The organism is Frankia sp. Hr75.2 (assembly GCF_949319125.1).
Classification (GTDB): Bacteria; Actinomycetota; Actinomycetes; order Frankiales; family Frankiaceae; genus Parafrankia; species Parafrankia soli.
Genome location: NZ_CASGGV010000188.1, coordinates 78,910 through 89,018 on the forward strand (window position 1 = coordinate 78,910; position 10,109 = coordinate 89,018).

General features: G+C 69.4%; 14 protein-coding genes. All 14 read right to left on the reverse strand.

The genetic code is table 11. The annotated features are described in order from the left end of the window. Positions 1-16: 16 nt before the first annotated feature. Positions 17-592 carry a hypothetical protein gene (locus AC559T_RS14470; protein ID WP_498869043.1) on the reverse strand — a complete coding sequence of 192 codons (576 nt, stop codon included), beginning with the start codon at positions 590-592 and terminating at the stop codon, positions 17-19. Between the two features lie 67 nt (positions 593-659). Further along, on the reverse strand, positions 660-1,409 hold the full coding sequence (locus AC559T_RS14475; RefSeq protein WP_498869044.1) for an SDR family NAD(P)-dependent oxidoreductase: 750 nt from the start codon (positions 1,407-1,409) through the stop codon (positions 660-662). 42 nt (positions 1,410-1,451) lie between these two features. After that, positions 1,452-2,300, reverse strand: coding sequence for a cupin domain-containing protein (locus AC559T_RS14480; RefSeq protein WP_112106678.1), 849 nt, complete (start codon positions 2,298-2,300; stop codon positions 1,452-1,454). A gap of 89 nt (positions 2,301-2,389) precedes the next feature. After that, positions 2,390-3,112 (reverse strand): SRPBCC family protein, encoded by a 723-nt coding sequence (locus tag AC559T_RS14485; RefSeq protein WP_498869045.1) that lies wholly within the window; start codon positions 3,110-3,112, stop codon positions 2,390-2,392. 120 nt (positions 3,113-3,232) lie between these two features. Then, positions 3,233-3,730 carry a (2Fe-2S)-binding protein gene (locus tag AC559T_RS14490; protein ID WP_020462199.1) on the reverse strand — a complete coding sequence of 166 codons (498 nt, stop codon included), beginning with the start codon at positions 3,728-3,730 and terminating at the stop codon, positions 3,233-3,235. Beyond that, positions 3,727-4,647 carry an FAD binding domain-containing protein gene (locus AC559T_RS14495; protein WP_498869046.1) on the reverse strand — a complete coding sequence of 307 codons (921 nt, stop codon included), beginning with the start codon at positions 4,645-4,647 and terminating at the stop codon, positions 3,727-3,729. The genes AC559T_RS14490 and AC559T_RS14495 overlap by 4 nt, the downstream gene beginning before the upstream one ends. A 150-nt stretch (positions 4,648-4,797) precedes the next feature. Continuing rightward, positions 4,798-5,178 carry an SDR family oxidoreductase gene (locus tag AC559T_RS14500; RefSeq protein ID WP_498869047.1) on the reverse strand — a complete coding sequence of 127 codons (381 nt, stop codon included), beginning with the start codon at positions 5,176-5,178 and terminating at the stop codon, positions 4,798-4,800. Further along, positions 5,178-6,080 carry a carboxymuconolactone decarboxylase family protein gene (locus AC559T_RS14505; RefSeq protein WP_498869048.1) on the reverse strand — a complete coding sequence of 301 codons (903 nt, stop codon included), beginning with the start codon at positions 6,078-6,080 and terminating at the stop codon, positions 5,178-5,180. Before AC559T_RS14505 ends, AC559T_RS14500 begins: the two co-directional genes overlap by 1 nt. Next, positions 6,077-6,682, reverse strand: coding sequence for a cysteine hydrolase family protein (locus AC559T_RS14510; RefSeq protein ID WP_498869049.1), 606 nt, complete (start codon positions 6,680-6,682; stop codon positions 6,077-6,079). The genes AC559T_RS14505 and AC559T_RS14510 overlap by 4 nt, the downstream gene beginning before the upstream one ends. 187 nt (positions 6,683-6,869) lie before the next feature. Then, on the reverse strand, positions 6,870-7,433 hold the full coding sequence (locus tag AC559T_RS14515) for a nuclear transport factor 2 family protein (protein ID WP_020462204.1): 564 nt from the start codon (positions 7,431-7,433) through the stop codon (positions 6,870-6,872). A gap of 91 nt (positions 7,434-7,524) precedes the next feature. Continuing rightward, positions 7,525-8,703, reverse strand: a complete 1,179-nt coding sequence (locus AC559T_RS14520; protein ID WP_498869050.1) for a thiolase family protein — start codon at positions 8,701-8,703, stop codon at positions 7,525-7,527. Then, the gene (locus tag AC559T_RS14525) at positions 8,700-9,107 is read right to left on the reverse strand and encodes a Zn-ribbon domain-containing OB-fold protein (RefSeq protein WP_235014054.1); all 408 of its coding nucleotides are present in this window, start codon (positions 9,105-9,107) and stop codon (positions 8,700-8,702) included. The genes AC559T_RS14520 and AC559T_RS14525 overlap by 4 nt, the downstream gene beginning before the upstream one ends. A gap of 42 nt (positions 9,108-9,149) precedes the next feature. After that, positions 9,150-9,500 carry a 2Fe-2S iron-sulfur cluster-binding protein gene (locus AC559T_RS14530; RefSeq protein ID WP_498869054.1) on the reverse strand — a complete coding sequence of 117 codons (351 nt, stop codon included), beginning with the start codon at positions 9,498-9,500 and terminating at the stop codon, positions 9,150-9,152. Positions 9,501-9,532: 32 nt separating this feature from the next. After that, a partial coding sequence (locus tag AC559T_RS14535) for an FAD-binding protein (RefSeq protein ID WP_498869051.1) occupies positions 9,533-10,109 on the reverse strand: 577 nt, incomplete at its 5' end.

Sequence of the window (10,109 nt, forward strand, 5' to 3'; positions counted from 1 at the left end):
GGGAGAGCAGCGACCGCTACTCCCTCAGTGGGCGTTGTGCCTGGAGTTCAATGAGCTGCCCGAACGGGAAGAAACCCAGACCGACGACATCGGTGTAGACGAAAACCTGGAGGACCTCGGTGGCGAGCGCTCGAAGCTCGATCGGAAAGGGCGGGTAGACGGTCACACGACCGGCGAGTTCGGCGGGAAGCTCGTGCTCGAGGCGGTGGATCACCGTCTCGAGCTCCTCGAAGCCCGGGTACCGCAACCCGAAATGCATGACATGGCCAGGTTTCGTCCGCGCCAGGTCGTACTGCTCGAGTGCGGCGCGGAGCTCGTCGTCGTCCTGCATCCGGCGCCCGAGGACGTCTTCGAACTGGTGTTGAGGTTCGCGGATCTCGGAGACGTACAGGACGTTGTTGAGCGAATCATGTTGGCTCGCTCCCCGGAAGACACCCAGGTACGCCGAACTCGACCCAAGCTCTCTTGTGATGTCTACGACGGTGCAATCCAGCGTCTCGAACAACGTGACCGCGAGCTGGCCATCTCCAGGCCGGTGCAGCAGCTCGACATGGTTAAGGAAGAGACCGTCGTGCTCGGTGAATGTCCCCATCGCTTGCGATCCTCTCACGTTTCTCGAATCATGCGGGAAGCAACCGACGGCCCCAGATGACCCGACGTCACGCGACGGCACCGCCATTGACACCGAACAGCTGCCCCGTGATGTAGCTGGCCTCCTCAGAGCACAGGTACAGGCAGGCAGCGGCGATGTCGTCGCCGGTGCCCAGCCGGCCGACGGGAATGCGGCTGGCGCCTCCGTCGCCCGTCGGATCACCGAGCTCCGCGCGGGCCTGGCGGAGCATCGGGGTATCGATGATGTGAGGCGCGATGGTGTTCGCCGTGATCCCCAGCTGCGCGTACTCGGAGGAAACCGCTCTCGTCAGCGCGACCACGCCGCCCTTCGACGCGACGTAATGCGCATGATTGGAGGTCATGATCTGGACAGCCGACGACGTGATCGTGACGATGCGGCCCCAGCCGGCCGCGACCATGTCGGGGATCGCCGCCTGCAGGCAGTGGAACGTGCCGGTGAGGTTCACCGCGAGGACACGTTCCCACGAGTCAAGGGGAATCTCGCCGAACGCCTCCCACCGCGAGATCGCCGCCGAGGTCACCATGATCTCGACTGGCCCGAGCTCGCCGCGTACCTGGGCCAGCGTCTCCTCGACCGCCGCACGGTCGGAGACGTCCACGGCACACGACATGGCCTGTGCGCCACGTCCCCTCAGATTCTCGGCCATCTGCTGCGCCGCGTCCCCGTTCACGTCGAGCACCGCCACGCGGTCCCCGCGCCGAGCAAGATGCTCGCAGATGGACGCCCCCATCCCCGATGCGCCACCTGTCACGACTGCCACTCGGCCCACGTACATCACCACTTCCTTGCACTTGGAAAATCCAGCCCTTGGAGGAACTCAACGCGTCAGCGCCGCGGCGGTGCGCGCCAGCTCCAGGAGATGGACACCGCCGGCGCCGCCGGTGATCTCGGGCACCTTCGCGGCAGGCTCGACGAGCAGGACGTCGCCCTTGACGAACTCCGTGTCGCCGACGGTCATCGAGCCGTCGAGGACGAGCGTGCCGCGCCAGTCGTCGACGGACCCGGACGGGAGCGTCGCGCCCGCCGCCAGCTTCCGGTCGAAGACGATCCCCCGCTCGGGATCACCCGGGTCGCCCAGGTCCCACCAGGCGTTGCCGTCGAGGTGACCCTTCTGCAGACCAGGCGTTGCGTCGACCGGAACGACCTGCCGGCTCCCGTTCTCCACCCGGGCCGGCGGCCGCGGGACGAAGTCGATCGCCTCGAGACCCTTGAGATACGCGAGGGTGGGATGGTCGCGGTACTCCTCGCCGTAGCCGCCGGGCGAGAGGATGTCACGGGCGAAGATCTCGAGCAGCTCGCAGCCCTTGGGACCGTTCAGCAGGAGCCCGTACTCGACGCCCGGCGCGGCGATGAGCACGTCGCCCCGCTTCATCCACCAGTCCCCCATCAGGACGCTGCCGTCCAGCACCACCACCGCGGTCCAGCAGTCGTGCCAGTGCAGCGGCCAGAGCTGGTTCGGCGCCATCCGAATGTCGGGCAGCATCATGCGCCAGGAGTCCTCGGGTCGCCCTAAGAACCACATCTGGGTCCACGTGCAGCCCCCGGGCTGATCCGAGTCCCGCACGATGCCGCCCGGGCCGTCCTTGCCGCCCGGCTCCAGCCGCGAACGCGTCACACCCGGCGCCACCTCGTCGGACGGCGCATCCTTAAAGACAGTCACTGGCATGTGGAACTCTCCCTCGTCGATGCGGTCTGAACTCTCGCTCCACCGTTGCGGGACGTGCCGGGCACCGGCGACCGGTCACCGGGGCGCCGTCAGGTGCGCCGCCTCCAGAGGAGCAGGAGGGCTACCAGCAGAACTGTTCCGGCGACCGAAGGGCCTACGCGCTTGAGAACCCCGCCACCGGCCGTCCCGAGCAGGTCGATCGGCTCGGCTGCCCGGTGGGAGGCGCCCTTTTGGCGGGAGTCGGCCGCCCGCACCCGCGGTGGGGTCGCGGGCGAGAACGGGATGCAGTCGTTTACGGGCGCGGGTGCGGGTGTCGCCCCGTTGACCGCGGACTTACCACCGGCCGTCTCACCCAGTACGGGCGCGGCGGCACCGGTGATCTCGCTGGCCAGGTTCGCCGCGAACTGGCCGATGAGGATGGCCGTGACGTCGGCGAGAGCGGCGCGGCCGAACTGGGCGGGTTTGCCAGTGATCGCGAGGTCCGTCTCGACGAGGACGTCGGTCGCGCCCCCGGTGTCCACGAGCCGGCAGGTGACGACCGCCTTGGCGGTTCCGCCGCCGCGGGTCTCCCGGCCACTGGCCTCGATGACCGCGACCTTGGCCGCCTCGTCCAGGGAAAGGAACGTCGCTGTGCCGCCGTAGGTGAGACCGATCGGCCCGAGCTTGACCTTGACCTTGCCGCTGAAGCTGTCGCCGTCACGCGAGGTGAGGGTCGCTCCGGGCACACAGGGCGCGACCCGCTCGATGTCGAGCAGGACCCGCCACGTGTCGTCGACAGGCACGGGGACACTGAAGGTGTTCTCCAGTTTCATCCGATCTCCTTCAAACTCGCGGTGCCATGAATCGATGCGGTCCCTGCGGAAACGGCGGTCGGCGTGCCACCATCCCGGCTGACCGCCATCCGCGCACCTACTCAGCGAGCTCCCGCACACCTACCCCGAGGTTTCGGCGCGTTCCTCGCGGCGCAGCCGCGCCGCAAGCCGGACGGCGTGCACAATGCCCTGGTAGCCGGTGCAGCGGCAGAGGTTTCCGCTCAGGCCGTCCCGGATCTGCTCGTCGGTCGGATCCGGCACATCCTCCAGGAAAGCCGTGACCGATATGACGAACCCGGGGGTGCAGAAACCGCACTGCAACCCATGTGTCTCCTGGAAGGCGCGCTGCACCAGGCTGAGCGATTCCGGATCGCCCGCCAGCCCCTCGACGCTGGTCACCTCGCTTCCGTCCGCCTGCACCCCGAACATCAGGCAGGACCGGACAGCCAGGCCGTCGAGCAGCACTGTGCACGACCCGCAGACCCCGTGCTCGCACCCCAGGTGGGTGCCGGTCAGCCCGAGGTCCTCCCGCAGCAGGTCGGCGAGAGTCTTGCGCGGCTCGACCCGGGCGCGACAGCGTTCGCCGTTCACGATCAGGTTCACATCCATCTCGGTCATGCGGCGCCTCCCGCCTCGGCCTGGGCCTGGCTCTGGCCTGGGTTCCGTTCCTGTCCCTGGGCCTCCGCGAGGGCCCGGCCAAGTGCTCGCGCAGTCATCTGAGCGCCGAGGTGGCGCCGGTAAGCGGCGGAGCCGTGGGCGTCCGAGGGCGGGTCGAGTGCCGCGACCGCGTCGCGCCCGATCGAGGCGAGGTCCACCTCGTGGGCGTCCGCACCGATCAGGGTCTGCTCGGCCAGCCGGGCCCGCACCGGAACGCTGCCCATCCCGATCAGCCCGACCGCCGCCCGTACGATGCGCCCGCCATCGACCTGCACCCCACACGCGGCACCGGCCAGCGCGAAGTCGCCGTGCCGACGCGCGAACTCCGCCACGGCGAAGCCGCAGCCACGCCCCCACACCGGAAGGTGCACCGCGGTCACCAGCTCGTCGGGCTCCAGCGCCGTCATGAAGATCGACACGAAGAAGTCGGCGGCCCGGATGCGCCGGCTCCCCCGGGTGCTGCGCACCTCGATCTCGGCGTCGAGCGCGACGGCGACCGCGGGCAGCTCCGCGGCCGAGTCGGCGTGGGCGAGCGAGCCGCCCACGGTGCCACGGTTGCGGATCTGGAAATGCCCGATGTGGGGCGCGGCACGGGCCAACAACGGCACCGAGTCTCGAATGAGCACGTCGGTCTCCAGAGCGCGGTGCCGCGTCAGCGCTCCCACCCGCAGCGTGCCGTTCGACCGGGTGGCGCCGGCAAGCGCCTCGATGCGGTTGACGTCGACGATGTGCTCGGGCCGCCCGAGCCGCATCGCCATCACCGGGACAAGGCTCTGGCCGCCGGCGAGGACCTTCGCCTCGTCTCCGAGCTCGGCCAGCAGGGCCACCGCCGCGTCAACAGACTCCGGCACGTGGTAGTCGAATGCAGCGGCTTTCAACGGCGGTTCTCCGTCTCGTCCAACCCGGCGGACGCCGGCTCGGCGTCCCCCTGGGGATCAGGGCCAGCGACACGGGAGTCCCGCCGTCGCACCGGTCGTCGATCATCCCGTGCTGGTAGGCGGATGCACGCGGCCGCCGGGTCGCGGTCGTCAGGCAAGGCGCGCCGACCAGCCGCCGTCGACCGCGATGATCACCCCGGTGACGAACGAGGCGCGGTCGGAGGCGAGGAACGCCGCCACCTCGGCCTGCTCACGCGCCTCCCCCGCCCGGTCGAGCGCCGCCTTCGCGCCCAGCGAGCGCATCGCGTTCGCCGGCGCCTCCCGGTTCTTCTCCGTGAGTGTGAACCCCGGCGCGATCACGTTGGCCCGGATACCCCGCGGCCCGTACTCGGTCGCGGTCGCCTTCTCCTCCCCGCTGATGTCCGCGGCGAGCACCCTGGCGCCCTCGCGCACGAACACCGCCGCCGAGGCCTTGCCGATACCCCGCCCCGCACCCGTGATCACGGCGACCTTGCCGTCGAGGATGCCCATCAGTCACCTTCGGCGATGCCGTGCTGAAGGAAGACGTGCCGGGCGACGTTCATGGCGTTGTGCCACCCCGACCCACCGTCGTAGATGCCGGCCTGGGTGATCGCCTCGCCGACCGCCTCGGGCGTGATCCCCAGGTTCAGTGCATTGTTGACGTGGATGTGCAGCTGGTCGTTCTGATACTGGACCTGCAGGACGCTCACGGTGATGAAGCTCCTGGTGCGCAGATCGAGCCCGGGCCGGCCCCACACCTCGCCGTAACCGTAGTCGGCGGTGATCCCGGCCAGTTCCTGCTCGAAGGCCAGCCGGCCTGGTTTGGCGGCCGGGAAGGGGCTGCCGGGCAGCGGCTCGAGCAGGGGGGCGTCGGGACCGAGGCCGATACGCCCGACGCCCAGGGCGGCGACCACCCGGTTCCTGGCCGCGCGCCGCTCCTCGTGGTCCATCGCGGGCTTCGGCTCCACCGGGGCACCCGAGCCCGCCGGCACCAGCCCCCGAGCGACGAACACCTCACCCGCGACACCGGCCGCGTTCTCCCAGGCCGGCAGGCCGCTGTACACACCGGCGTGCAGCAACGTCTCGTGGATCTCCTCCGGAGTGATCCCGATGTTCAGCGCGCTGTTGACGTACCGGTAGAGCTGGTCTTCCCGGCCCAGGGCCGTCAGGACGGCCACAGTGATGAAACTCCGCGTCCGGAGGTCGAGCCCCGGCCGGCCCCAGATCTCGTACTCGTACAACTGGGCGCCGTGGATCTCGGCCTCCACGGGTAAGGCATACGCCGGCCGCGCGGGCGCACCGCCCTGGCGGGATCGCAGCACCGGTGCGTCGGGCGCGGTACCGACCCGGTCGATGCCGAGCTCTCGGCGGACCCGTTCATAGGCCGCCTCGCGCTGCGCCTGGGTCATCATCCCGACGTACCTCCCTGGGTGAACGGAGCTTCGAATGGTTGGACCCCCGTGCCTGCGGACTCCCTTGTCTGGAGCACGGCGATCTCGGCGGTCGGCAGCACGTTCGCGATCCGCCACAGCCCGATCCAGCTCTGCGGGAAGACAGCGGCGTCGACGAGCGCGGCGTGTGCCTCCGGTTCGGGGTCGTCGCACGCGTCCGAGCAGACAATGACCTGGTAGCCGACGTCGAACGCCCACCTGGCGGTGGACAGGACGGTCCCCGCGGTCGCCACACCCGCGATGACGATCTGCCTGATCCCCGCTCGCTGCAGCAGGTCGTGCAGGCCGGTGGTGGCGAAAGCGCCGATGGTCGTCTTGCTCAGGACGGGCTCGCCGTCGATCGGCGCCAGCAACGGATGGATGTCGTCCACCATCGACTCCGGCACCACATGAAAGACCGGCACGCCGGCCCGCCGGGCCAAGGTCATCGCATGGGAGGCCCGCTCCGCGACGGCTGGGTCGTGGCTGAAGCGCTCGACGATGTACCCGGTGAAGTCCAGGGCGACGAACGCGGTCAGCTGCGTCGTCGGTGCGCTGGCGGCGGCCATCGACTCCCCCTTCACATTGCTTGTATACAACTTTCAGATCAGGTTGTATACAAGTTTGCGGAAATGCGCAAGGGGTGAACTGTCGGCCCGCCGGCGGCTCTGGGCGTCGGGCGGCGCGCGCCAAACAGTGGCGGGCCGAGGTTAGCCTGCCGATGGACGCAGTGGCGGGGACCCATCGGCCGTCTCCTCTTTCCAACGCGACCTAGGGCTGTGCTGGCAGGGGGCGTGTCCATCCGGTGTCAGGGCTCTCAAGCGCCGCATACGAAGGGTCATTCCGGTCGCGGGAGCCGAGACCGGGCCGCGACGGCCGCATCAGGCCGCTCGCCGGGACGACATGTGTCAGGTCGACAATCACAAGCCGGTGCGCGATCTTCCATTCGCCCTCGCGGCGTTCGAAGCGGTCGATGTACCGCCCGATCGCGAGGAGGACGCGGTCCTCACCTTCGGTCTCGATGCTCCGCCACACCGTGAAGTACGTCTCGCAACCCGCCGTCCTGTCATCGTGCAGCGTGATGAGCTGGTTCGTGACCTGGTTCATCGAGACCTTCGCCGAGCGCACGAGGTCGGCGACACCTCGGCCTACGGTTCTACCCGAGTAGCGCTGGTCGCCGTGATCGTCGATCGCATCAGGGTGGTACGCGGAGCTGATGAGGTCCGGATCGCAACGGTCCACACCGCGGCAGTACCGCATGGTCGCCTCGCGGATCGCCTGCTTGTCGAGCAGCTGCTGGATCGCCGCCTGCTCGGTACCCGCGATGTCCCTCATAGCGCAGCACCGTCCTCAGCGTGGTCAGGATGTTTTCTCGGCGGGCCGGTAGAAGCGATCCATGGGCTCATGGGAGGAGGCTCTCGCCGGCTCAGCGGTCGTTGGTGAAGAGAAATGCCTGGGCGAGCGGGCCGCCGCCGCCCGTGACGAGGCCGACCTCGGCGTCGGTGACCTGCCGAGTGCCGGCCTGGTTCCGTAACTGCAGGAAGGTCTCGTAGGCCAGACCGAAGCCGAGGTAGCGGCCCTCTGACAGTTGCCCACCGGAGGTGTTGAGTGGCAGCTCACCGTCACGGGCGATGCGGGTGCCGCCTTCGACGAACGGCCCGGACTCGCCGCGGCCGCAGAACCCGAGCGCCTCCAGCCAGTACAGGACGAAGATGCTGAAGCCGTCGTAGAGACCCGCGACGTCGACGTCGCCGGGCCGCAGCGAGGTACGTGACCACAGCTGCTCGGCGGCCTTCGTCGCGGCCATGACGTCAAGGTCCGGCCAGAACTCCCAGCTCGACGTCATCGGCCGCCCACCACCCAGCGCTTCGAAGAAGACGGGCCGGTCGACGTCACGGCGGTGGTCGGCGCGCGAGACGACGAAGGCGATCGACCCGTCCGCCGGGATGTCGCAGTCGAACAGACACAGCGGTTCGCTGATCATCCGTGCCGCGAGGTAGTCGTCGATCGTCATCGGGTCGCGGTAGACCGCGTCCGGGTTACCGGCGGCGTTCCGCCGGTCGTTCACGGCGACCCAGCCGAGCTGCTCCCGGGTGGTGCCGTAGCGGTCGAAATGGTGCTGGGCCCACAGGGCCGCGAACTGCACCGGCGAACCGACCCCGTAGGTGGCCTTCCACGGCGCGGCCCCGGGGTCGGCCATCACCGCCGGGCGGCGGCCGGTGCCCTGGCTGGTCGCCTCGCCGACGGTCCGGTAGACCAGCACGTGCCGGGCGAGACCGGCGGCCACCGCGTGGGCGGCGATCCCGAGGATTCCGATGACGTTGGCGCCGTCCCCGCAGCCCAGGATCCACGACAGGTCCAGGCGCAGGAGCGTGTGCAGCTCACCGACCCGGGGGCCGCCGAAGCCGTGCGGGGCGGCGTGGTCGGGCCAGGAGGTGAGCCCGTCGACGTCGCGCGGGGTCAGACCGGCATCAGCGATGGCCGCCAGACAGGCGTCCAGAGTCAGATCCATTGCGGACCGGTTCAGCCGCCGCCCGGACGGTGACCGCCCGATGCCGGAGACGATCGCCTGGCGCTCGACGTTCACGGGACCGGCGGAGTTCATACGACCGGCCGGAACATGGGTACGAACACGTCCCCTCGCTGTTCGAAGGTCACCTCGACCTCCATACCGGTGCTGACCGCCTCGACGTCGCAGTCGACCACATTGGTCAACAGGTGCAGGTCGGGCTGCTCGGCGAGCACCACCCGGGCCACGACATAGGGCGGCTCGTAGCCGGGCACCCACGGACGGCGCACCACCGTGTACGACTCGACCGTCCCGCGGCCCGAGACCCGCCGGGACGCGATCGACCGGGAATAACAACCGGGGCAGATCCGCGCCGGCGGATGGAACAGCCGTTCACACACGGTGCACCCGCTGATCAGGAGCTGCCCGGCGGCCCCGCCGCACCAGAAATCGCGACTGTCGTCGTCGACCACGGGTACGGGCCTGTCCTCACCGGTCACCCGACCGCCACCTGTATGAGGGTGCTCCATAGGTCAGCGCTCCTACTCGTCGACGACGTGCGGGAATGGGCCGGTCGGTACGGGCCGGCGGCGTCGCACGCCGTTCTTGCGCACGGTGACGTCGCCGGTTGCCTGCGCTCGGCAGGCGAGCCGGAGCCGGGTGAGGTCACGGCGGTGTGCGCCGGGAAGTCGGTGTTCGAGGGCGTCCTGTTCGTCGTCGTCGGGGGGTGTCAGGTGTTCGATGCCGCCGAGTACCTCGAGGTGGCAGACCGTGCAGGTGGCCTGGCCGTGGCAGACGGTGGGCCAGTGGTACCCGAGTCGCCACGCGGCCTCGATGATCGTCTCTCCGGGTTCGAGTTCGAGGTCGGCGCCGACGGGGTCGATGCGTACCACTGGCCCCCGGGGCCGTGCGCTCCGTTCTGCGGTCACGTGACCGCTCGGTCCCCGGAGGCGGCGTGTGCGGCGTGTTTCATGCCGATGTAGGAGAAGACGCAGCTGTTCCCGATGCTGGCGCCCGCACCGAGATAGGTGCGTCCCATCACCGAGGCGGTGCAGTTCCCGGCGGCGTAGAGGCCGGGGATCGGGTCGTGGTTGGTGTCGAGCACACGAGCATGTTCATCACACAGGAGACCGCCGCTGGTGCCGACGTCGCCTGGATAGAGTTCGACGGCGTAGAATGGTGCCTTCTCGACGGGCGCGAGCGACGGGTTCGGTTTGTTGCCGTAGTCGCCCTGGTACTTTTCATGAGCGCCTTCGCCGCGGTGGAAGTCGGGGTCGGTGCCCTGCTCCGCGAACGTGTTGAACCGGGCCACCGTGGTGGCCAGCCCCGCGGGGTCGATGCCGCACGCCCGCGCGAGCTCGTCGAGCGTGTCGGCTTTCTTCATGTAGCCGCTGGTGAGCCATTCCTCGGGGGTGTTGGGACGGAACGCGAACAGGTAGCGGGCGCGGTGGCGGGAGTCCATGACGAGCCAGCTCGGGATGGATTCACCGTCGACGTTGTGG

Bases quoted from the DNA above. Each gene is read 5' to 3' on its own strand.
- AC559T_RS14470 (WP_498869043.1), bottom strand. From the start codon at position 592: ATGGGGACATTCACCGAGCACGACGGTCTCTTCCTTAACCATGTCGAG.
- AC559T_RS14475 (WP_498869044.1), bottom strand. From the start codon at position 1,409: ATGTACGTGGGCCGAGTGGCAGTCGTGACAGGTGGCGCATCGGGGATG.
- AC559T_RS14480 (WP_112106678.1), bottom strand. From the start codon at position 2,300: ATGCCAGTGACTGTCTTTAAGGATGCGCCGTCCGACGAGGTGGCGCCG.
- AC559T_RS14485 (WP_498869045.1), bottom strand. From the start codon at position 3,112: ATGAAACTGGAGAACACCTTCAGTGTCCCCGTGCCTGTCGACGACACG.
- AC559T_RS14490 (WP_020462199.1), bottom strand. From the start codon at position 3,730: ATGACCGAGATGGATGTGAACCTGATCGTGAACGGCGAACGCTGTCGC.
- AC559T_RS14500 (WP_498869047.1), bottom strand. From the start codon at position 5,178: ATGGGCATCCTCGACGGCAAGGTCGCCGTGATCACGGGTGCGGGGCGG.
- AC559T_RS14505 (WP_498869048.1), bottom strand. From the start codon at position 6,080: ATGATGACCCAGGCGCAGCGCGAGGCGGCCTATGAACGGGTCCGCCGA.
- AC559T_RS14515 (WP_020462204.1), bottom strand. From the start codon at position 7,433: ATGAGGGACATCGCGGGTACCGAGCAGGCGGCGATCCAGCAGCTGCTC.
- AC559T_RS14520 (WP_498869050.1), bottom strand. From the start codon at position 8,703: ATGAACTCCGCCGGTCCCGTGAACGTCGAGCGCCAGGCGATCGTCTCC.